The sequence below is a fragment of the Azospirillum griseum genome, from assembly GCF_003966125.1.
In the GTDB taxonomy this organism is placed as follows: Bacteria; Pseudomonadota; Alphaproteobacteria; order Azospirillales; family Azospirillaceae; genus Azospirillum; species Azospirillum griseum.
This window is the reverse complement of sequence record NZ_RXMA01000001.1, coordinates 409496-431807: the sequence shown is the minus strand read 5'-3', so window position 1 is coordinate 431807 and position 22312 is coordinate 409496. Positions and strand designations below refer to the sequence as shown.

General features: G+C 67.7%; 19 protein-coding genes. 8 read left to right on the top strand and 11 right to left on the bottom strand.

What is annotated here, in order from left to right; genetic code table 11:
- Positions 1-56: 56 nt before the first annotated feature.
- Entirely contained in the window at positions 57-2375 is a 2319-nt protein-coding gene (locus EJ903_RS02100) for a putative bifunctional diguanylate cyclase/phosphodiesterase (protein WP_126611612.1), read from the top strand.
- 103 nt (positions 2376-2478) lie between these two features.
- On the opposite strand, the gene EJ903_RS02095 is transcribed toward EJ903_RS02100, so the two are convergent.
- Entirely contained in the window at positions 2479-2727 is a 249-nt protein-coding gene (locus EJ903_RS02095; RefSeq protein WP_126611610.1) for a DUF4170 domain-containing protein, read from the bottom strand.
- A 254-nt stretch (positions 2728-2981) separates the two neighbouring features.
- Here EJ903_RS02095 and EJ903_RS02090 point away from each other — a divergent pair, with 254 nt between their 5' ends.
- Positions 2982-3689 carry a cytochrome b/b6 domain-containing protein gene (locus tag EJ903_RS02090; RefSeq protein ID WP_126611608.1) on the top strand — a complete coding sequence of 236 codons (708 nt, stop codon included), beginning with the start codon at positions 2982-2984 and terminating at the stop codon, positions 3687-3689.
- 100 nt (positions 3690-3789) lie between these two features.
- Here EJ903_RS02090 and EJ903_RS02085 read toward each other — a convergent pair whose 3' ends face one another.
- Positions 3790-4230: a c-type cytochrome gene (locus EJ903_RS02085; RefSeq protein ID WP_126611605.1), complete on the bottom strand. Its 441-nt coding sequence runs from the start codon at positions 4228-4230 to the stop codon at positions 3790-3792.
- 334 nt (positions 4231-4564) lie between these two features.
- On the opposite strand from EJ903_RS02085, the gene EJ903_RS02080 reads away from it, so the two are divergent.
- Positions 4565-5767, top strand: coding sequence for an aspartate transaminase (locus tag EJ903_RS02080; protein ID WP_126611603.1), 1203 nt, complete (start codon positions 4565-4567; stop codon positions 5765-5767).
- Between the two features lie 106 nt (positions 5768-5873).
- On the opposite strand, the gene EJ903_RS02075 is transcribed toward EJ903_RS02080, so the two are convergent.
- The 5 genes from EJ903_RS02075 to EJ903_RS26910 form a co-directional block, all read right to left on the bottom strand.
- Positions 5874-7229: a PepSY-associated TM helix domain-containing protein gene (locus EJ903_RS02075; protein WP_126611601.1), complete on the bottom strand. Its 1356-nt coding sequence runs from the start codon at positions 7227-7229 to the stop codon at positions 5874-5876.
- A 100-nt stretch (positions 7230-7329) separates the two neighbouring features.
- A complete protein-coding gene (locus EJ903_RS02070; protein WP_126611599.1) occupies positions 7330-7746 on the bottom strand; it encodes a hypothetical protein in 417 nt (138 codons plus the stop codon).
- A 364-nt stretch (positions 7747-8110) separates the two neighbouring features.
- A complete protein-coding gene (locus EJ903_RS02065; protein WP_126611597.1) occupies positions 8111-9820 on the bottom strand; it encodes a methyl-accepting chemotaxis protein in 1710 nt (569 codons plus the stop codon).
- Positions 9821-9867: 47 nt separating this feature from the next.
- On the bottom strand, positions 9868-11961 hold the full coding sequence (locus EJ903_RS02060) for a TonB-dependent receptor plug domain-containing protein (protein ID WP_158627858.1): 2094 nt from the start codon (positions 11959-11961) through the stop codon (positions 9868-9870).
- A 53-nt stretch (positions 11962-12014) separates the two neighbouring features.
- The gene (locus EJ903_RS26910; RefSeq protein ID WP_158627857.1) at positions 12015-12548 is read right to left on the bottom strand and encodes a YfiR/HmsC family protein; all 534 of its coding nucleotides are present in this window, start codon (positions 12546-12548) and stop codon (positions 12015-12017) included.
- A 777-nt stretch (positions 12549-13325) separates the two neighbouring features.
- On the opposite strand from EJ903_RS26910, the gene EJ903_RS27965 reads away from it, so the two are divergent.
- The 4 genes from EJ903_RS27965 to EJ903_RS02040 all read left to right on the top strand — a co-directional run bounded on the left by EJ903_RS27965 (position 13326) and on the right by EJ903_RS02040 (position 16346).
- Positions 13326-13901, top strand: coding sequence for a cold-shock protein (locus EJ903_RS27965; RefSeq protein WP_126611593.1), 576 nt, complete (start codon positions 13326-13328; stop codon positions 13899-13901).
- 322 nt (positions 13902-14223) lie between these two features.
- Complete coding sequence (locus EJ903_RS02050; RefSeq protein WP_126611591.1) at positions 14224-14787, top strand: YgjV family protein; 564 nt, start codon at positions 14224-14226, stop codon at positions 14785-14787.
- Entirely contained in the window at positions 14784-15512 is a 729-nt protein-coding gene (locus EJ903_RS02045; protein WP_126611589.1) for a Crp/Fnr family transcriptional regulator, read from the top strand. Before EJ903_RS02050 ends, EJ903_RS02045 begins: the two co-directional genes overlap by 4 nt.
- 162 nt (positions 15513-15674) lie before the next feature.
- Positions 15675-16346, top strand: coding sequence for an MT-A70 family methyltransferase (locus EJ903_RS02040; protein WP_126611588.1), 672 nt, complete (start codon positions 15675-15677; stop codon positions 16344-16346).
- Between the two features lie 77 nt (positions 16347-16423).
- On the opposite strand, the gene EJ903_RS02035 is transcribed toward EJ903_RS02040, so the two are convergent.
- The 4 genes from EJ903_RS02035 to EJ903_RS02020 form a co-directional block, all read right to left on the bottom strand.
- Entirely contained in the window at positions 16424-17050 is a 627-nt protein-coding gene (locus tag EJ903_RS02035; protein ID WP_126611586.1) for an HAD family hydrolase, read from the bottom strand.
- 13 nt (positions 17051-17063) lie between these two features.
- Positions 17064-17834: a DsbA family protein gene (locus EJ903_RS02030; RefSeq protein ID WP_126611585.1), complete on the bottom strand. Its 771-nt coding sequence runs from the start codon at positions 17832-17834 to the stop codon at positions 17064-17066.
- 177 nt (positions 17835-18011) lie between these two features.
- Positions 18012-19415 (bottom strand): esterase-like activity of phytase family protein, encoded by a 1404-nt coding sequence (locus tag EJ903_RS02025; protein ID WP_126611583.1) that lies wholly within the window; start codon positions 19413-19415, stop codon positions 18012-18014.
- Positions 19416-19557: 142 nt separating this feature from the next.
- Positions 19558-20892, bottom strand: a complete 1335-nt coding sequence (locus tag EJ903_RS02020; protein WP_246015093.1) for a M48 family metalloprotease — start codon at positions 20890-20892, stop codon at positions 19558-19560.
- On the opposite strand from EJ903_RS02020, the gene EJ903_RS02015 reads away from it, so the two are divergent.
- Positions 20891-22306 carry a gamma-glutamyltransferase gene (locus EJ903_RS02015; RefSeq protein ID WP_246015091.1) on the top strand — a complete coding sequence of 472 codons (1416 nt, stop codon included), beginning with the start codon at positions 20891-20893 and terminating at the stop codon, positions 22304-22306. The genes EJ903_RS02020 and EJ903_RS02015 overlap by 2 nt on opposite strands.
- Positions 22307-22312: the final 6 nt, after the last annotated feature.

Genomic DNA, 22312 nt, shown 5'->3' with positions numbered 1-22312 from the left:
CTGCGCACAGACACCATCCGTGTGACTGATGGTCAGGGGAGCCTCGCCGGGGCCAGATGACGCTTCGCCGCAAGATACGCTGGTTGACCTGGATCGGCCTGATTGGCTGCCTGATGGCGGCCATTCCGGCGCTGTATCTGCTGCGCCATGGCCTGATCGCCGAGCGGGAGCGGATGGCGGGCGCGCTCGTCGAATCCTCCCGCACCATGCTGAACGATCTGGACCGCGAGGCGGCCAGCGGGGCGATTCCGCGTGAGGAGGCGCAGGCCCGCGCCCGCTTGGCCTTGCGCGCGTTGGGGAACGACCCCTTTCACCTGACCGTCTTCACCGATGGAACGGCACCGGCGGGCTGGCCGCCCTTTTCCCACGCGGTCATCAGCCAGACCCGCTTCGAGCCGTGGGGGTGGGTGGTCGCCGCCGCCGCCAACATCGACGACATCGACCGTGAATTTCTGATGGAGGCGGCGGCCTTCATCCTGTTCCTGCTGGCCCTGCTGGTGCTGAGCTGGCCCTTTTCGCTCTATCTGTCGCAGAACGTCGTCGGCCCGATCGAGGCGCTGTCCGCCCGCATGCGGCAATTGACCGAGGGGCGGACCGATGTGGACGTGCCGGGCCGCCACCGCCGCGACGAGTTCGGCGCGATGGCCCGCGCCATGGAGTATTTCCGCCGTTCTGCCAGCGCGCTGATCGAGCGGGACGAGCGGCTGGCCGGGATCATGAACAACGTCAGCGAGGCGATTGTCCTGGTGGACGAGCATGGCCGGATCGAGGAGCACAACCCGGCGGCGGTCGCCCTGTTCGGGGTGGCGGGGGACTCGCTGCCGGGGCGGGCGCTGGCCGGTCTGTTTGTTGAGGCCGACCGGGGCCGCGTCCAGGCCCTGTTGGCCGGGGCCGGTGGGGCTGGCGAACTGTTGCGGGCCGAGGCGCTGGGCATTCCGCGCGCCGACGGGCGGGTGGACGCGGCGATTTCGGTGTCGCCGCTGGTGGTGCAGGGCAAGCGCGGCTATGTCTGCGCCCTGACCGACATGACGCAGCGGCTGCGGCACGAGCGCGAGCTGATGCGGCTGGCCACGCGCGACCGGCTGACCGGCCTGCCCAACCGGGCGATGGTCGAATCCATGCTGGAAACGGCGGTGGAACGCTGCCGCCGTCACGACCGCCGCTTTGCCGTGATGTGCCTGGATCTGTCGCGCTTCAAGCTTGTCACCGACACGCTGGGCCATCAGGCGGGCGACGCGCTGTTGCAGGAGGTGGCGCGGCGGGTCAGTGATGCGGTGCGGGCGTCCGATGTGGTCGGGCGCATCGGCACCGACGATTTCGCCATCATCCTGGAGGAGATCGCCGACGGGGCGGAGGCGGCGGTCATCGCCGACCGCATCCTGTCCGCCTTCGACCGCCCGGTCATCCTGGCCGGGAACGAGCATTATGTGCGCACCGCGATCGGCATCGCCCTGTTCCCCGACCACACCGAGGAGCCGCACGAGCTGATCCGCGCCGCCGACACCGCGCTGTACGCGGCCAAACGGCTGGGCGGGCGGCGGCACGCCTTTTTCCGCAAAGAGTTGGCCGATCAGGCCCGCCGCCATCTGGCCCTGGACGGGGAGTTGCGCTCCGCCCTGGTCAACCGCCAGTTCCGTTTGCACTATCAGCCCAAGGTGTCGCTGATCGATTACAGCCTGGAAGGCTTCGAGGCGCTGTTGCGCTGGGACGTGCCGGGGCAGGGCATGGTGTCGCCGGGCGAGTTCATCCCGGTGGCCGAGGACACCGGCTTCATCGTGCCGCTGGGCGATTGGGTGCTGGACGAGGCGTGCCGCCAGCAACGGGCGTGGCTGGATCAGGGGATGCGGCCGGTCCCGGTGGCGGTCAACATTTCCCCCCGCCATCTGCGCCACCGCACGGCGGAGGATTTCCGCCGCATCGTCGACCGCCACGGTCTGCCGCCCGAACTGATCGAGCTGGAAATCACCGAAGGGGCGGTGATGCAGGACATCGACCACGCGATGAGCGTGCTGGCCGCGCTGAAGGCGATGGGCATCCGGGTGGCGGTGGATGATTTCGGCACCGGCCATTCGTCGCTGAGCTATCTGAAAAAGCTGCCGATCACCACGTTGAAGATCGACCGCTCCTTCATCAACGGCGTCCCGCAGGAGCGCGAGGACGCCAGCATCGTGTCCACCATCATCGCCATGGCCGACATGTTGGGGCTGGACGTGGTGGCCGAAGGGGTGGAGAAGACCGAGCAGGCCAATTTCCTGCGCCACCACAATTGCACCCAGGTGCAAGGCTGGCTGACCGGGCGGCCGGTCCCCGCCGACGCGGCGCTGGACCTGCTGAGCAAGCGCCTGAAAAGCCTCGCGGTGCCGGAACCGGCCTGAGCGGGCGCGCGTTCGAGGCGGTGTGTTTTTAAAATACGAAACTACGGGACATAACACGGCGAACCGGCGGGCGGGCGGCGGTGACGCGCCGCCCGCCATCCCATCAATGATGGTGGTCGCCGTCCTGATGGCCCGCGTTCGGATCAAGGAAGCGGTGCAGGTGGACGATGTAATAGCGGGTGTGGGCGTCGTCGATGGTCTGCCCGGTCGCCCCGCGCCACGCCTTGTACGCCTCGTCATAGCTCGGGAAGATGCCGACGATGTGCAGCTTTGACGGATCGACGAACTGGTCGGTGTCCGGGCGCACCAGTTCGCCGCCGAACACGAGGTGGAGGAGCTGTTTGTCGGGCATGGACGGGGTCCTTGTGGCTGATGTTTTGAGGGGCTGATGTCTGGAAACGCGGATGCGAACGGGCGTCAGCCTCGGGCGGGTGCGCGGGCCGATCTTGCGACCAGTCATATCCGCCGTGCGGCCATACCATCAAGCGTGTTGACAGCCGATACGGTCTTTGTCACCAAAAACGGGACGGCTTTTCAGGATCAGCCGCAAAAGAAACATCCCCATTTTCCAGTCCCGAAGCTGGGCAACACGGCGAGGATCGAGCGATGGCAAGTGGTCATACCGCGACTCGGGAGCAACGCGCGCGCGACATCCGGGTGTGGGACCTGCCGACCCGCCTGTTTCATTGGGCGCTGGTGCTGTTGGTCGCCGTGGCGATCGTGTCGGGCAAGGCCGGGGCCTTGTCGATTCATATGTTGGCCGGGGAAACAATTCTGGGGTTGGTGCTGTTCCGCCTGGTCTGGGGGCTGGTGGGCAGCCAGACCGCGCGCTTCACCGATTTCATCAGGGGACCGCGCGCCGTGCTGGCCTATCTCACCAACAGCCGCACGCCGGGTGCGGCCCCGGTCACGTTGGGCCACAACCCGTTGGGCGGCCTGATGGTGGTGGCGCTGCTGCTGGTGCTGCTGGTCCAGGCGTCGAGCGGCCTGTTCACCACCGACGATGTGGTCGTCGATGGCCCGCTGGTCCCGCTGGTGGCCGAGGGCACGGTGAAGGCGCTGAGCACGCTGCACCGGCTGTTGCCGAACGGCCTGCTGCTGATGATCGCCGTCCACGTCGCGGCGGTGCTGGTCTATCTGCTGGTCAAGAAAGACAATCTGATCGGCCCGATGATCACCGGGCGCAAGCGCGTGCCGCACGCGCTGGGCGAACCGCCGGTGGACGAGCCGCGCCGGGCCTCGCCGCTGCTGGCGCTGACCCTTCTGCTGGCCGCGCTGGGGCTGGTGTCGCTGGTGGTGCGCGCGGCGGGCTGACGGGGGCCGGACGACGGCTGGACGACGGGCCGACCCAAACAGAAACCCCCGTCCGGCGGACCGGACGGGGGCAACCTTTTCCATGACTCGCCGACAGCGATCAATCGGCGCGGTAGCGCTGGTGGCAGGCCTTGCAGGTGTCGGCCAAGGCCGCGAACGCCTTGCCGGTCGCGGCCTTGTCACCGGTGGCCGAGGCGGCGGCCAGCGCGGTGGCGGCGGTTTCCAGATCCTTGGCCTTGGCGGTGAAGTCGGGGAAGTTGGCCCAGATCACTTCCTTGGCCCCGGTCTTGCCCTTGTCGGACCCGGCCGGGAACAGGCTGGGGATGGTGCTGGCGAAGGCGGCGACGCGGGTGGCCACGGGGGCGGCGGCGGTCGCCTTGTCCTTGCCCAGCGCGTCCTTGATCTCGCCCATGGCCTTCTTGAGATCCTCAAACCCGGCCTGGCGGGCCTTGATCGGATCCTGGGCAACCGCCGGGGCGACGATGGCGGCGCTGGTCAGCAAAAAGGCGGCGGTGGCCGCGAAAGCGATGCGGGTCAGCATGGTGAGCCTGATCCTCAAATCATTGGACGAATTGGATGAACACGCAGGAACAGCGAAACGATAGGCATGGGGCAACCGACCCTGTCAAGCCGTGGCCGCCCCGGCAACCGCCTGATTCCACGGCACGAAGTGGCCTGTTCTGTGTAAGCGCGGCAGTCTGAACGCGGGCTGAACGGCGCTTTGCCCCGCGTGGGACGATGCTTTGGGCTGCGGAATTGTGGCGGAGTCAACCTTGCAACGCCGGTGATGCGGCAGTAAGGTCCGGCGTCTCGCCGCTGGGGCGGGACACCCGAACCACCCATCCCCACCCATTGCCCTGAGGGGGCCTGCCGCCATGTCGATTCTCGCGTCCCGCCTGTCCCGCATCAAGCCGTCGCCGACCATCGCCGTGACCAACAAAGCCCGCGAGCTGAAAGCGGCCGGTCGTGACGTCATCGGCCTGGGCGCCGGGGAGCCGGACTTCGACACCCCCGACAACATCAAGGCCGCCGCGATCAAGGCGATCGAGACCGGCGACACGAAATACACCGCCGTGGACGGCACGCCCGCGCTGAAGAAGGCGATCTGCGCCAAGTTCGCGCGTGAAAACGGCCTGACCTACACGCCCGACCAGATCACGGTCGGCGTCGGCGGCAAGCAGGTGCTGTACAACGCCCTGATGGCCACGCTGAACCCGGGCGACGAGGTCATCATCCCGGCCCCCTACTGGGTCAGCTACCCGGACATGGTGGAGCTGGCGGAAGGCACCCCGGTGACGGTGTCCTGCCCGGCCGAACAGGGCTTCAAGCTCCAGCCCGCCGATCTGGAAAAGGCGATCACGCCGAAGACCAAGTGGCTGATCCTGAACTCCCCGTCGAACCCGTCGGGTGCCGCCTACACCCGCGCCGAGATGAAGGCGCTGACCGACGTGCTGGTGAAGCACCCGCATGTCTGGGTGATGACCGACGACATGTACGAGCACCTGCTCTATGACGGTCTGGAGTTCGTCACCCCGGCCCAGGTCGAACCGTCGCTGTACGACCGCACCCTGACGGTGAACGGCGTGTCGAAGTCCTACGCGATGACCGGTTGGCGCATCGGCTACGCCGGTGGCCCGAAGGACCTCATCAAGGCCATCGGCGTCATCCAGAGCCAATCGACCTCCAACCCGACCTCCATCGCCCAGGCCGCCGCCGTCGAGGCGCTGAACGGCCCGCAGGACTTCATCAAGGAGCGTGCGGAGGTGTTCCGCCAGCGCCGCGATCTGGTGGTGTCGATGCTGAACCAGGCCACCGGCCTGAGCTGCCCGAAGCCGGAAGGCGCGTTCTACGTCTACCCGTCCTGCGCCGGGACCATCGGCAAGACCACGCCGGACGGCAAGGTGATCGAATCCGACGAGGATTTCGTCACCTACCTGCTGGAATCGGAAGGCGTTGCGGTGGTCCAGGGGTCGGCCTTCGGCCTCGCCCCGCACTTCCGCATCTCCTACGCCACCAGCACCGAAGCGCTGGAAGAGGCCTGCCGCCGCATCCAACGCGCCTGCGGCAACCTGCGTTGATCGACCGCCGTCCGGTGTTTGCACGCCGGACGCTGTGAGATGAGAAAAGGGCCGGAGCGATTGCTCCGGCCCTTTTTCGTTGGACGTCCGTCCTGCGCCCGTCCGATCAGGCCGTGCGCAGGCGGCGCGCGCCGTGGCCGATCAGTTCGAACGCGGCGAAGGCCAGCATCGACAGGCCGACCATCGGGAAGAACAGTCCGGCGACCAGCGCCATGCCCAGCAGAACCTTGGGCACCTGGGCGTTGGCGGGCAGCTTTGGCGCGCCCAGCGTGCCCGCCGGGCGGCGCTTCCACCACATCACCACGCCCGACACCGTCATCAGGATGGTGGCGAGCAGTGCCGCCAGCAAAACCAACTGGTTGGCCAGCCCAAAGGCTTGGCCCATGTGGATGCTGATGCCCCATTCGGCCAGACGCCCGAACAGGCCCAGATCCTTCAGCTGCATGTCGAACAGCACCTTGCCGGAATATTGGTCGAGGTGGACGACGCGTTCCTGCGTGATGTCGTCGGGGTAGACGGACGCGGTGAAGACGCCCTGCGGCTTGGTCGGGATGGCGATGACATAGCCCGCCGCCAGACCCAGCGCGTTGACCGTCCTGACCACATCGTCCAGCTTGGCCGGGACGCCGGTTGCGGTGGTGGACAACGGGGTGGGTTGGTTTTCAACGATCCAGGGGGCGCGGTCGATCGTGTCCTTCAGCGGCACGGTGGAGACCGGGTATTTGTCCCAATAGCCATCGGGCATGCCCATGCCGACGGCGTAGGCGGCGGCGTAAAATTGCTTGCCCCAATAGCCCGACCAGGGCAGGCCGGTCATCGCCAGGAAGACGATGAAGCCGCTGACGACGATGCCGGTGACGGCGTGCAGGTCGCGCCAGAACACGCGCTTGCCCGGTTCGCCGCGCACGGTCACGACGCCCCCGGCCTGTCCGCGCGGCCACCACAGATAGACGCCGGACACGCTCATCAGCACCATCCAGCCCGCCACCGCTTCGATGACGCGTTCGGCGACCCAGCCGACATATTGCAGGCTGTGCAGCTTGCGCACGACGTGCATGGCGGGCGATCCGGCGAAACCGGCGTCCCATTGGCTGCCCAGCACCTGCCCGGTGTAGGGGTTGAGGAACAGGGCGTCCTTGACCCCGTCGGTGCCGATGATCCGCACCTCCGCCGCGCGGTCGGCGGCGGCGGGCGGGGCGTAACCCTTCAGCGTGCCGGGGTGGGCGGCCAGCGCCTTGGCCACCAGTTCGGACGGGGAGAGTTGGGCGGTCGTCATCGGCGTGACGATCCGCATGTCCTTGTACAGGGCGTCGTTGATCTCGTCCTTGAACAGATAGACCGCCCCGGTGACGCACAGCACCAGGACGAAGGGCAGAATCAGAAGACCGGCGAAGAAATGCCAGCGCCAGACGGCGCGGTACAGCGCGGAGCCGATGGCTCCGCCGGTGAGGGCTTGCGACATGGAAATGGGTCCGTTCGGTCAGCGGGAAGCAACCGCCCGAGGGGGAGTCCGTCCAGGGAGTCCCTGTGGGAGCCTTGCGGGATTCGGGCGGCGGGTTGCGTCAGGCTGACGGCGGTGGCGGACCTTGGGAGTGGAAGGGTTTGGCGGAGCGCAGCGGCGGCGCGGTGGCGTGGCCCTGCGGCTCCGGCGTCCGAATCCGGTCAAGGGGCAGCGCCAGACCCAGCACATCGGGCAGCAACGCGGCGTATTGGCCCAGCCAACTGCACGGGCTGTGCAGCGGCGGGGTCGCTTGCGGATCACCCTTGCCCGGTTTGGCGGTGTCCGGGTCGGCAATCGGTTCGCCGGTCGCCGTGACCGGCACATAGACGATCTCGCTGCCGCTGCAAATCGCGACATAGCCCGCCCGGTCGGCGGCCCCAAAGACGGGGGCGGCCAGACGCACGAACAGCGCCAGGGCCAGCACCAGCGACAGCGCCAACCCCCAACGGTCGTTCAAGCTGCGGCAGCGTGCCAGCATCGCGTCGTCGTCATCCGGCGGCCCAGGGGAAGCGAATCGTTAGCCGATCCGGGCCAAAGCGGCAAGGGGCGGGTCAGGCGTTCATGGCAATCGCTTGAATGAACGCTCATCGTCACGCACACAAGAATGGACGCGGATTTCACGGAAAAAATATAGGATTACACGGATTTTCGACTCCAAATGCTTCCTGCATCCCGCCATGAGGCGTGCCGCAAGATCGCAAAACCGGGCAGCTCTGGGGCGTGTTCCGCGAAATCCGCGAAAAAATCCGTGAAATCTGTGTCCATTCTTGTTTTGACCGGGTGCACGGCGCTTCAAGCGATTGCCCTGGTCAGGCGTTTCGCATCTCGCCGTTTTTCGCATCTCAGGCGTTGCGCACCCGGGCCAGGAAGCCGCGCACCGAGCCTTGCAGCACGCGCGCCTGATCGGCCAGGACGCCGCTGCTGGCGAGGATGTCCGAGGCGGAGCGACCGGTTTCGTCCGCCGCGACGGTGAAATCGCCCAAACTGTCGGACACGGCGTGGGTGCGGTCGGCGACCAGGGCGACCGCGCGGGCGATGTCGCGGGTGGCGGCGTTCTGCTCCTCCACCGCCGACGCCACGCCGACGGCGATGTCGCTCATGCGGACGATGGTGCGGTCGATGCCACGGATGGCGTCCACCGCCTCCAAGGTCGCCTGTTGGATGGCGCTGATCTGGTTGGCGATTTCGTCGGTGGCCTGCCCGGTTTGGGTGGCGAGGCTTTTCACCTCCACCGCCACCACGGCAAAGCCGCGCCCGGCCTCCCCGGCGCGGGCGGCCTCGATGGTCGCGTTCAGGGCCAGCATGTTGGTTTGCTTGGCGATGCCGCTGATCATGTCCACCACCTCGCCGATCCGCTGCGCCACCCGCGACAGCCCTTCGACCGTGCTGTTGGTGCGGTTGACCTCGCCCACCGCCGCGCGGGCGATGTCGGCGGCCTCCTGCACCTGCCGCCCGATGCTGTCGGTGGCCTCGGCCAGCCCGCGCGCGGTGTCGGCGGCCTGCCGGACATTCTCCAGCGCGGTGGCCGACGCGCCGTTGACCCGCCCGGCCTGGGCGCTGGTGTGGCGGGCGGTGTCGGACATCCGCTCGGCGCTGTCGCGCACCTGGCCGGACGCGGCGGACACGCTGTCCACCACCCCCTGCACGCTGGCCTCGAAGGTGGAGGCGAGTTCGTCGAGCGCGCGGCGCTTTTCGATCTCGGCCCGCAAGCGCAACTCCTCGTGCTGGGCGGCGCTGGCCTGGGAGCGGGCGACGTGTTCGGCGAAGACCTCCAGCGAGCCGACGATGGCCCCCAGCTCGTCCCGCCGCTCCAACGCGCGCAGATTGCCCGCCTCCCCACCCTTGGCCACCCGCCCGGTGGCCTCGGCGATGCGGCGGATCGACCGGGTGGTGGCCCCGCCGACCCACCCGGCCGACAGCGCCACCATCAGCGCCGCCAGCAGGGTGGTGCCGACGAACAGCGCGTTCAGCCGCTCGGCCTCCTCCGCCGACCGTTCGGCCCGCGCCCGCGAATCGCGGACGACCCCGTCCACCGCCGCGCCGATCAGCGCCATCATCCGGGTGTAGTTGGCCTCGAACGGGCGCAGGAAGGACACGGCGCTGTTGAAATCGATCTCCAGCATCGCGGCCACGAACTCGACCGCCCCCTTGTAGGTGGTCAGTTCCCCGGTCATCTGGTCGACCAGCGCGTCGATCTCCGGGCTGGCGGCGCGCTGTTTGAACGCCGCCAGATCCTGGACGACGCCATCGACGTCCCGCGCCAGCTGCCCCAGCCGGTCGGCGGCGCTGCCCTGGACGATGCCCGCCGCCTGCTCGGTCATCGTCTGGAACAGCGCGCCGTTGATCCGCTGCACCCGACCGGCGAAGGCCGACAGGTCGGTGCTGGCCACCATGTTGCGGTCCACGATGGCGCGCACCTCGCCGACCAGGGTGCCGAGGCCGCTCCAGCCGACCGCCGCAACGCTGGCCATCAGGCACACCGCCAGGCCCGGTGCCAGGGCGAATTTGGCGGCAAAAGGCAGATTCGACAGCGACAGACGGAAGCGGGCCATGGCGATCTCCCGAGGGTGACGGTGGGGGCGGGTCAATCAGGTGGGCGTCAGAACCGGGTGCTGAGCGTCAGGAAGACTTGACGCTCCACCGCCGGGCCGGAGGTTTGGCGGTAGGCGGTCTGGGTGATCGCGGTTCCCTGCAGCGCAACCGTGGTGGCGTCGGTCAGCTTGTAGCCAAGCCGGGTGTCGAGCGTGACGTAGGACGGGACCTTCACCCGGTCATAGACCGTCTGCCGGGCGTTGTCGGACCGCCGCAGCATGTCGTAGGAGGTCGAATAGCGGGCGTAGAGGTCGCCCTCCCAATCCCCGGCGGTGAAGCCGATGGACGCGTTCAGCTTGTGGTGCGGGGTTTCGCGCCCGAATTCGGTGGAGTTGGTGATCGCCGTCGTGTTCACGGTCAGCCGGTCGCGAATCCGTTCGAAGGTGTAGTTCAGGCCCCACCGCCAATCGCCGCCGATCTTGCCCTTCAGCCCGGCTTCCAGCCCCCAGGCCTGGGATTTGCCGACGTTGGTGAAGGTGAATTCCGGCAGAACCCCGCCGCGCAGCCGGGTCGGCGTGTAGCCGGGCAGCGCCTTGATGTTGTCGGAGGTCTGGAAAAACAGGCTGACCCGGCCCACGGCGTCGATGGATGGCAGCGTCCGGTCATAGGACAGCTCGTAATTCATCACCGTGGTCGGCTTCAGGTTCGGGTTGCCGGAAAAGGCCCCCGGGATCGGTCGGCCGCTGCGCGGATCGATGCCGACCACCCGCGATTCGGAATAGCCGTATTCGATCAGGGTCGGGATTTGCAGCCCGCGCGCCGCCGACAGCCGGACGGTGTCCTGCGGCGTCGCCTTGAACACGAGGCCGGTGTTGAAGGACGGCTTGGTCATCGTCCGGTCATAGGCCTGCTCGCCATAGACCGTGGTCGCGCCCTTGCGGTCCAGGCGGAGATGATCCAGGCGCAGGGCGTTGGTCAGCGCCAGTTGATCGGTGATCGCCCAATCCCACATGCCGCTGGCCGACCACACCGAATAGGACGTGTTGCCCCCGCTGATGGCCACATTGTCCATGGCGTTGTGCCGGTATTCCCCGGCCAGCCGGACGCTGTGGTCGGTGCCGATCTTGAACAGATCCTGCACGCGGGCCACCGTGACCCCGTTTGTCACGTTCAGCATCGGAAAGGACGCGCTGTCGACGTCCACCTTCAGCATGTTGTGATAGAGCGAGGCCTCCACCTGCCCAAGGTCGCTGTCGAGCGCGTAGGTCGCCTTGGCCGACAGGGTGCGGTAATCGGCGATGTTCATTTCCCATTGCGGAAAGAACTCGTTCTGCCGCGCGGTTGAGTAGCTGAGTTCGACGCCAAGCTGGGAATGATCGTTGACCTGCATCAGCCCGTCGGCGTTGAAGGCGCGGCGCTGCGGTTTGGTCAGGATTTGGCGGTCGTCGGCGCGCACCCGCTTGTCAAAGGCGTCGGCGCTGGTCCCGCCCGCCGACAGCCGCAGGCCGATGCGGTCGCCCAGCTTGACGCTGCGCACCGCCGACAGTTCGGCGTAACCCGGCGTGCCCACCCGCGCGGTGGCGTTCGACACCGTGTCGTACAGCGGGTTGAAGGTGATGATGTTGATGACGCCCGACACGGCGTTGAAGCCGAACAGGGCGGTGTTGGGGCCTTTCACCACCTCGATCTGCCGGATTTCGGCCAATTGCACCGGCAGGGTGCTCCAGGCCGTCATCCCGTAATGGTCGAGATAGACCTGACGGCCGTTGATGAGCACCAGCAGCCGGGGCGAATAGGGTTGGTTGTAGCCGCGCACGCCGACGTCGGACGCGCCGCGCCCCCATTCCCACACGTCGATTCCCGCCAACTGGCGCAGGATGCCCGGAATGTCGGTGGCGGCGGCGCGGCGGATGTCGTCGGCGGTCACGATGTCCATCGTCACCGGGGCCTCGCTGACGCGCTGCGGCTTGCCGGTGGCGGAGGTCGTCACCGGCTCGCCGAACAGCGCCTCAAGCGCGCCATGGTCGATGGCCTGCGCCCCGGCGCTGGACAGCGGGGCGGCAATCCCGCCGAGAAGGAGCGCGACGGCGGCGGTGGTGGCGGTGCCGGGGCGGAGAATGGCGCGCAGGCGGTCCGTCGCGCGCGGGCGGTGGCTGGGCATGGGTGGTGGTCCTTTGACGGAAGGGGCGGCGCGGCGGTCAGATTTCGCTGATCTCAGATTTCGCTGATCATCATGCGGAAGGCGGGCTGGAAGCCGATCTGGCAGGCTTCGGCGGCGGCCTTGTTGACGACGATCTGGACCTTGGGTTCGGCCCGCACGCCCAGCACGCATTTGCCGGACTGCACGCATCCCATGTCCGTGGCGATGGTCAGCAGCTTGGCGGCCTTGGCGGCGGCAAAAACCGCGTCCTGGTGGGCCGACAGACCGGCGGTGACGAAGACCGCGCCCGCACCGGCGAGCTTGGCGAGCTGATCGACCGGGACCAGCGAGGGAACCAGCGTCACCCCGCCCGCCGCCAGACCGCTGCCGAGAAGGCCAGACAGCGCGTCGGCCTCCGCCTTGGAGTCGGCGATGGCGGGGGCGTAGACGATGGCCAGGGTCAGCGACCCGGTGGGTTTGGTGGCGAGAAAGCCGAAGGTGCGGGCGGCGACCTGGACATCCTTGGCCGTCACATCGGCGTGTCCAGGGGCGGGAATCGCCAGCAGAGCGGCGGCGCACACAAGGGTGCGCGAAAGCGCAAGCATCACGGGACCAGTCTCCCAACGGGGCTGGAGGCGAGCGTCAGACCTGGGCGACGGCCACAGGCCGCCGTTCCCCGCCATCGGCCGTGACCCGACCGGAAGCGGTCCGGCCGAAACGGCGGCGGCGGGGGTCGGCACCGGTGTGGCGCGGCCCAAGCGGCGAATGTGCGGGGCGACGCGGCGGCGTCGCGCGGTCCGTCGATGGTGCCGCGTCAGACGCGCGGGCGAACCACCGGCACGGGACGGAAGCCCCGTCCTGTGGCGGCGGTGCCGATGGCGTGCGGACGGATTTCGGGCGGTGTGATGGGTGTGGTGGTCATGCGGCTCCCCCGGCGCGGTGTGTGGGGCCTTGTTTCCGGCCCGCTTGCTTGGCCGCCTCGTCTCCGGCGCGGTGCGACGCGCGGGAGCGGGCGGATTGTTCGAGCGTGACGGTATGGTGACTTGACGCTTACGTCAATATGATTCCCAAACAGTTTACCATCGTCATAGTTCCTATCCCCTGCAACCGGGCGCGACGGCACCCGCCCTGGTCGCACGGACGCGAGTCGACGCGCGCGTCATTCCGGTGGCCGATGGGGCATGGGCGGAGAGGCCCCAAGTCAAGCGGAGTCCATGGTTTCGGCCTGGCGCAATGTTGGGCGGTTTGTTCTTGTGCGTCGCAACATCGGGGAGGAGCCTGCGACAAATGAAAGAGAATCAGGTCTCTTTCTTTTGGCGGGCTTGACGGATCGTCCGATCCCTGTGACAAAGGACCTTCGGCACACTCTATGAGCTTGAAGACACATGTTCGATCGCCCGCCCCGCCAGGGCTTCCGCGCTCCCGAGATCACCAAGTCCAACGTCACCGCCACCGTGAAGTGGTTCAACCCCACCAAGGGGTTCGGCTTCGTGTCGCCTGAGGACGGTTCGCCCGACGCCTTCCTGCACGTCTCTGCGGTTCAGGCCGCCGGCTACGACGCGCTCGACGAAGGCACCACCATCTCCTGCGATCTGGCCCGTGGGCCGAAGGGTCCGCAGGTTGCCTCCATCCACTCGGTGGACGCCTCGACGGCCCAAAGCTCCCCCCGTCCGCCGCGCGCGGGCGGTGGCGGCTTCGACCGTGGCGGTTTTGATCGCGGCGGTTACGACCGTGGCGGTTACGACGCCGGTGGCGAAGAAGTCAACGGCACCGTGAAGTGGTTCAACGCCGACAAGGGCTTTGGCTTCATCACGCCGAGCACCGGCGGCAAGGACGTGTTCGTTCACGTCAACGTGCTGCGCCGCTCGGGTATGCAAACCCTTCAGGAAGGCGATCAGGTGCGCGTCACCGTTCGCCAGGGCCAGAAGGGTCCGGAAGCGGGCAAGGTCGAGTATCTCTAAGGTCTCGGCTCGGTTTTGACGCCGGACGGCCTGTCGCTGGTTTCAGCCCACGCTGTCCGGTTTGTCGAACCCACCATCGGCCTTCGGGTCGGTGTCAACGCACGGCGCTCCGCAAGGCGGTGCCGTGCGTTTTTGTCTCTGATGATCCGTTCACCTCTGGGACCAACGCCGTTCAGGGTGCCGGGGCGTCGGCCCGGGGTTGCGGCGGTGCCGGTTTGACCGCAGCGGCTTCCCGGACCCCAGCAGACCCCGTTTCCCGACAGATTCCGTTTGCCAGGGGCACCGCGTCCGGTGCCGCGCGACCGCCGGGTGTGTGACGCCGATGCCCGATTTTTCCGCTTGGTCCACGCTGGATCTGTCCACCGCCCAGATCATCGGCTATCTGGGAACGGTCAGCGCGATGCTGTGGCCGGTCTTTCACGGCCGGGTCGCCCTGCTGCTGGCCCAACTGGTCCCATCGCTGTTCTTCATGGTGCATTTCTGGCTGTTGGGCGGCGTCACCGGGGCCGCGCTCAATCTGCTGGCGGTGCTGCAAGGGGTGGCGGCGATTCCGTTGGGGACGCGCCCGAATTTCCGTGTCGCCTATCTGCTGATTCTGCCGGTGATCGCCGGGCTGATGGCGATGACCTGGAACGGCTGGCCCTCGCTGTTCGCCGCGCTGGCGATGACGCTGGTCAGCGTGGCGCGTTACCAGACCGGGGTTTTGCGCTTTCGCCTGTTCATGGCGCTGGCCTTGCCCTGCTGGTTCACCCACAGCGTCTTGCTGGGGTCGGTGCCGGGCATGCTGGCCGATGTGGTCGGCATGACGGTCAATCTGTGGATGCTGGCCCGCAGCGGGGCCTTCGCCAACCGCCGCCTGTCCCCCGAATCGGGAGCGTCACCATGACCGACTCACCAGTGCCCAACCGTTCCTGGCCGCCGAACAGCCTGTCGGCGCAGGATTTGGCCGCGCTGCGCGCCATTCCGCTCTTTGCCAAGCTGACGGACCGGGCCTTGACCCTGTTGGCCGGGGTCGCGCAGGTGCGGGCGGTGGCGCGGGGGGCGACCCTGTTTGTCCAGGATGAACCGGCGGACCGCTTTTTTGTGCTGCTGGAGGGATGGGTCAAGCTGTTCCGCCTGACCCGCGAGGGGGCGGAGGCGGTGGTGCACGTCATCGGCCCGGCGGAGAGCTTCGCCGAAGCCGCCATGTTCGCCGACGGCAAATTCCCCGTCTGTGCGGAGGCCGTGACGGACGCGCGGGTGATGACGCTGACCGCCGACGGCTTCGCCCGCTGCCTGCGCGAGGATGACCGCATCGCCTTTGGCATGCTGGGGTCGCTGTCGCTGCGCCTGCGCCATCTGGTGACGCAGATCGAGCAGTTGCAGGTTCAGCCCGCGCCGCAGCGGGTCGCCGCCTTTCTGCTGCGCTTCTGCCCGGCGGGGGAGGGGGCGGCCAGCTTCGCCCTGCCGTTCGACAAGGCGCTGATCGCCCGCCGCCTGGGCATGCAGCCGGAAACCTTCTCCCGCGCGCTGGCGAAGCTGCGCCCGGTCGGGGTGGACAGCCAGGGCGGCACCGTGATGGTGGCCGACCTGGCGGCGCTGCGCCGCTTCGTCGAGGCCGAGGGTGACTGAGCTGAGGATGGTTGAGCGGGGGTGGTTGATCGGCCTGCCGCTGTTCCGCTTTTGTCCGGGCAAGGCCGGGGCGGTGGTTGACGGGGGTGGTGCCCGCGTGCGAGCTTGCACCCCTTCCATGGATGGGCGCCGACCGGCGTTCGGGTTCTGTTTGAGGACGCGATGAGCGAGACGACGACAACGGTGACGACGGCGCAAGATCCCGTTCAGGATCTCGTGTCCTTCGCCGGGGACCGGCGTTTTGCCACCGTGATGGCCGATCCGCCGTGGCGGTTCGTGAACCGCACCGGCAAGATGGCCCCGGAGCACCGCCGCCTGTCGCGCTATGGCACCATGACCATCGCCGACATCTGCGCCCTGCCGGTGGCCGACATCGCCGCCCCCACCGCCCATCTCTATCTGTGGGTTCCCAACGCGCTGCTGCCGGAAGGCTTGCAGGTGATGAACGCCTGGGGGTTCGAGTACAAAACCAATCTGGTCTGGCACAAGATCCGCAAGGATGGCGGGTCGGACGGGCGCGGGGTCGGTTTCTACTTCCGCAACGTGACCGAACTGATCCTGTTCGGCGTGCGCGGCAAGAACGCCCGCACCCTGCCGCCGGGCCGCACCCAGGTCAATTGCATCAGCACCCGCAAGCGCGAGCACAGCCGCAAGCCCGACGAACAGTATGAACTGATCGAGGCGTGCAGCCCCGGCCCCTATCTGGAGTTGTTCGCGCGCGGGGCGCGGCCCAACTGGTCGGTGTGGGGCAACCAGGCCGATGACGGCTATGAACCGACCTGGAAGACCTACGCCTACAATTCCGCCACCGATCGCGACGCAGCGGCCAAGTAACCCGCCGCGTCTTGTGCCGCGTGAGGGGGGGGCCATCGCCGTGGCGACGGCCCCGCGCTGGTCAGAGCAGGCCCCGGTTACAGCAGGCCGTAACCTTCCAATTCCGCCCGCAACGTCTCGGCCCCGCCAACAAAGTGATGCGCGGTCATGCCGACGGCGCGGGCGGTTTCGATGTTGGCGGCGCTGTCGTCGATGAACAGGCAGGATTTCGGATCGAGTCCGTAACGATCAAACAGGATGTGGTAGATTTTCGGGTCCGGCTTGATAACCTTTTCCACGCCGGACACAACGATGCCGTCGAAGCTGTTCAGGAAATCGAAGCGTTTCTGCGACAGGGCGAATTTGTCGGCGGAAAAATTGGTGATGGCGTAGACGGGAACCCCGCGCGCCTTCAACGCGGCCAGAATCTCCGGTGTGCCGGGGATCGGGCCGGGAACCATCTGTTCCCATTGCTCGTCGTAGGCGCGGATCAACTCGGCGCAATCCGGGTGTTCTGCGGTCAGCAGCGCCACCGCCTCCGCCCAGGGGCGGCCGCGATCCTGCTCCATGTTCCAGGCGGGGGAGCAGACGGCGGTGAGGAAATCCTCCATCAGATCCTCATAGCCGTCGAACAGGTCGCGGTAGAGGTGGCGGGGATCCCATTCGATCAGCACCTGCCCAACGTCAAAGACGACGATGGAGGGGGATGCTTTCGTTCCGGTCATGAAACGATCCCTCTCAGCTCTTGCTGCGGGTGGCGGCGACCAGACGCTTCATCTCGTCCAGTTTGATCGCGCCAGGGATCAGTTCGGTGCCGAACACAAAGCCGGGCGTGCCGTGGATGCCCAGCGTTTCGGCCAAGGCCAGATTGTCGTCGATGACGCCCTGGACCTCGCGGCTGCCCATGTCCTTTTTCAGCTTTTCGGTGTCCAGGCCAACCGACTTGGCCAGACGCAGGATGATGTCCTCGTCGAGTTGGCCGCGCTGGCCCATCAGGGCGTTGTGGAATTCCAGATATTTGCCCTGCGCGCGCGCCGCCAGCGACGCCCGCGCGGCGACGACCGACGCCGGGCCGAGGATTGGCAGCTCCTTGAAGACGAAGCGCAGCTTGCTGTCGTCCTTGATCAGGCGCTGGACGTCGGCCTGCACCGCCTTGCAATAGCCGCACTGGTAATCGAAGAACTCGACGACGGTGATGTCGCCCTGCGGGTTGCCCGCGACCGGGTCCGCCGGGTTGCGGGTCAGGGCCTGTTGATTGTCGGCCAGGGCGCGCTTGGATCGTTCCGCTTCCGCAACCTTCTGCCGCTGCTGAAGGGATTCGACCGCTTGCAGAATGATTTCCGGGTTCTTCATCAGATAATCCCGGATCACCGTTTCGATGGCGGCGCGCTGGGCGTCGTCCACCGCCGCCGCTTGGGCCTTGGCCGTCGCCGGGGTCAGAACCGTGGCGGCGAGCGCAACAGCGGCGATGGGCAGGGCAAAAAGGGTGGAGCGGAACAACGACGGCATGGTGGGCGGTCTCCCGATGCGACGGACGAAGACGAAAAGTCGCCCACACTGTACCGGCAATTGCGGCGGAACAAGGGCTATCAGCGCCGTCCCCCATCACGAATGCGGGAGGAACGGCGCTGGTCCCGGTCCCAGTTCACCGTGCTCAGTTCACCCTGTTGACGCGACCGCGTCGGGTCAGCGCGCCCGCAACAGCTCGCTGACCTTCAGCAAGGCGATCTCGTCGCCGTCGGCCTTGCCGATGGTCCGCCCGGTGGAGTAGGGCAGGTTGTTGTCGTTGACGACCACGATGTGGTCGGCGTCGACGATGCCCACGCCCTCCGGCCCCAGATGGGGCATGACAAAGCGGTCGGACGCCTCGCCGATGCGGGCCTTGTGGTCGGGATCGGCGATGTCGGTCAGGTCGATGTAGCCGATCTTGCGGACGAAGCCGTCGGCGTCGGCCCCTTTGAGGTCGATCTTGTAGATCCGCTTGAACTTGGCCGGGGCGTTGAAGCAGGTCGGCGTCACCGCGCCCTTGCAGGCCTGGGCGGCGCTGCCTTCGGTGGTGTCGTCGCGTTCGATCACCAGGGCGCTGCCCGCGTCGATCATCGCCAGGTCGGCGACGACGTTGGCGTTGTCCTCCAGCAGATATTTCCAGGAACGGCCGGTGTAGGCGCGCGTCTCCACGTTGAACTCCAGCACGCGGGTGTAGAGACGCCCGTCCTTGTTCTCAAAACCCTTGGCGTCGGCGTTCCACAGCGGGCCTTCCAGGGCCGGATAGAGCGTCTTGCCGTCCGGCGACACGCCCATCGGCTCAAACCCGCGCGAACGGCGGACCTCGAAAGACACCGCGCCGGGGATCGGCGGCAGGCCGTTGTTGCGGTAATGGTCGGGGGAGCGGGCGGGCTTGCCGTCCACCACCGTCTCATGCACCGCCAGCACCACGCCGTCGCGGTCCAGCTCCAGAATGTAGGGGCCGAACTCATCGCCGATGAACAGGCGGTCGTTCTGCACCACCAACGATTCGGGATCGAAATCCGCGCCGGTCAGATAGCGGCTGGTGGTGTTCTCGTTGACGATGGCGAAGGGAACCTTCTTGTTCGGATCGCGCAGGAACAGGGTGTTGTCGCGGGTCAGCGCGCCGCTGGCCCAATCGGCCTTCACCGTGTGGACCATCAGCAGGGCGTCGACCGAATTGACCTTCGATCCGAACCCGTTGTCGGTCAGGGCCAGGAAGCGGTCCTTGCCCTGCGGCACGACGGCGGAAAAGCCCTGCACGGCCTGACCGGCGACCGGCAGGCCGATCTCGGTCTGGCGCGGGGCCTTGGGGTCGGCGGCGAAGGAGGTGGCGATCAGGCTGCCCACCGCTTCCACCCGCTTGCGGTCGGCGGCGGTGAATTTTCCGGCGGTGGCGAACAGCGGCCCGGCGTCCGCCGGGGCCTGCACCAGCGTGGCGGCGGGCAAGGCGGCGTGCCCGGCCAGCGTGGCCGGAAAGCGCGTGGCCTCGTCGGCCAAGGCGGCGGTGGCGACGGCGGCGGTGGCGAGCGCGAGGACCGCCGTGGCGCTCAACGCGCCGGACAGGAAACGGGACAGGGTCATGGAACCGGCTTTCCGCAAAAGGAAGGACACATCCGGGTGTGTGGATGGGTGTTTCCAGCGGCATAGCAACGGCGTGTGACGCGCGTCGGTCGAAGCCATGACCGTTGCGTGACGCCCCGGTCCCGCTCCCTTGGTCGTCGGGTTATTTTGGTTTGTCGAGACCGCCCGTCTGCCCGCGAATGTCCTGGGCGCGCAGCCAGCCGGGCGACCCGGCGGGCAGCAGCTTTTCCGCCCGTTCGGCCTGGGCCTTGGCCATCGGCAGATCGCCGCGCGCCAGCGCCTCTTCCGCCGTGGCGTAGGCCAGCATGCCGGGGTTGTTCTTCATGCTCCAGGCCTGCGCCGTCAGCCGCCAGAGGAAGGCCGATTGCCCTTGCGTCTTGGTGGCGATTTGCAGGTTCTTCAGCGCCTCGTCGGCCAGCTTGGGATCGCGCTGCTCCAACAGGGCATGGGCCAGCGAGACGCGGATGACGCCCGCCTCGGTTCCCGCCAACTCCACCGCCTTGCGGTAGGGCGGGGCGGCGTCGGCGGCCCGGCCGGTTTGCAGCAGAAGATCGCCTTTCATCTCGTGCAGATAGGGGTTCTTCGGATCCTCGGCGATCAGGCCATCGACCAGCGGCGCGGCCTGCTTGATGTCGCCCTGGCGGAAATAGGCGTAGGCGCGGCCATAGCGCGCGACCACGCTGCGGTCGTCGGCCTTGAAGCGGCGCAGCGTGCCCAGCGGATCGAGATAGGCCGACAGCTTGGCCTGGATGCGGCGGAAATCCTCGTTCACGGCGGCGGGGGTGGGAACCTTGGTGAAGCGCGATTTTTCGATGAAGTTGCGCACCGCCTCGATGCGTTCGCGCGTCAACGGGTGGGTCAGGCGGTATCCAGCGTCGCGGTCGTTCAACAGCGGCTCACCCACCCCCAGCTTTTCCAGAAAGGTCAGCATGCCGACGGAGGACAACCCGGCGTGCTCCATGTAGGACAGCCCGGCCTGATCGGCCGACGCCTCTTGCGTGCGGGAAAAGGCCAGGAAGTTGCGTTCGGCCAGATGCTGGCCCAGCATGACGCCCGCGATGCCCGCGTTGCTGTTGCGCGCCGCCACCCCGGCGGCGATGCCCAGCCCCATGCCGACCAGCGAGGACAGGAACGCGTTTTCCATCGCGCCGGTCCCGCGCACCAGATGCCCGCCGGAGATGTGGCCGGTTTCATGCGCGATGACGCCCAGCAACTGGCCGACATCGTCGATGCTCAGCAGCAGGCCGGTGTGGAGGAAGATGTTCTGTCCCCCGGCGACGAAGGCGTTCAGCGTCGAATCGTTGACCAGCAGGATGGTGACGGCCTCCGGATCGATGCCCGCCGCCTGGAAGATTGGCCGGGCCATCTTGCGGATGATATGGTCCGTCTCGGCGTCGCTGAGGATTTGCATCTCGGGCCGACGCTGCGCCTGTGCGGGTGGCGCTCCCCCCACCAGCGACACGACCAACACGGACATGATGGCGACGACCGAAACCAGCCTGCTGGGCTTGCGCACCGTGACGACCTCCGGCTCTGATGAACGGGCCTCCGCGCGACCGGGCGCGGCGTCTTCCCTGCTGATGTGGCGCCGCGTGGGCGCGCTCGCCATAGCTGCATCACTGCTGACCGGCTGCGTCAACACCAAGTTCAAGACCGACGCCCTGGTGCAAAGTTTTGTCATAGCGGACGAGCCACGCGCCGCCTCCATCGGGCGCGACGTTCTGAATCAGGGCGGACGGGCGGGCGACGCCGCCGTCGCCATGGCGCTGGCGATGACCGTGACGCTGCCCTCGCGCGTCGGTCTGGCCGGTGGCGGTGTCTGCGTGCTGTTCGACGCCGCCAAGAAGGAAGCGCGGACGGTTGATTTCCTGCCACGCCCGGCCGGACCCAACGGCGTGACCCTGCCGACCTTGCCGCGCGGCCTCTACGCCGTGCAGGCGCTGGCGGGTGTGCAGCGCTGGGAGCAGGTGATTTCCCCGGCCGAGCAGCTCGCCCAATTCTCGCCGGGCGTCAGCCGCGCCTTCGCCCAGGATCTCGCCGCCTTCGGCAACCGCCTGACGGCGGATTCGGAGATCCGCAAGCATTTCCTGGCCGGCGGGGCCGTTCCGGCGGTGGGGGCCACGATCAACCAGCCGGAGCTGTCGGGGACGCTGTCGGTCCTGCGCCGCAACGGCGTCGGGGCCTTCTACACCGGTCCGCTGGCGACGACGCTGGCCCAGGGTTTGGGCGTCGACCCGGCGGCCCTGCGCGCCTATCAGCCGCGCGTCACCGGCACGCGGTCGGTTCCGTTGGGGCTGGTGTCGCTGCATCTGGCCGACACCGATCTGCCCGAATCGGGCGCGGCGCTGGTCCAGGCCTGGAACGCGGCGGCCGATTTGCCGCCCGCCCAGCGCGCGGCCCGCGTCGCCTCCGCCCTTGGTGCAACCGGGCAAGGTGCCTCCGCCGCCGGGGCTGGGTTGATGGTCATCGACCGTGACGAAAACGGTGTGGCCTGCGCCTTGACCCAAGGCGCGCCCTTTGGCACCGGTCGGACGATTGCCGGAACCGGTGTGCTGGCGGCCCAGGGGGTGGAGCGCGGCGGATTCGGCACGCCCGCCCTGGTGGCCAACGCCATCGTCGGGCGCACCCTGTTCGCCGGGGTGGGGGTGGCGAACGGCGACGACGGCCCGGCGGCGGGACCGCTGGCGCTGCTGACCGCCGCCTTGCCCGCCGCGCTGGACGGGGTCAAGGGCGACGTTCTTCTGAACACCCGTCCGGCCAGCGCGCCGGGGCGCGTCAATCTGGTGGCCTGTCAGGTCTCCAACGAAGACGGCATCCGCTATTGCCAGCCCGGCACGGATTCGCGCGGCCACGGTCTGGCCGTGCTCGTCGAATCGGTGCGCGAGCGTTGATCGGTT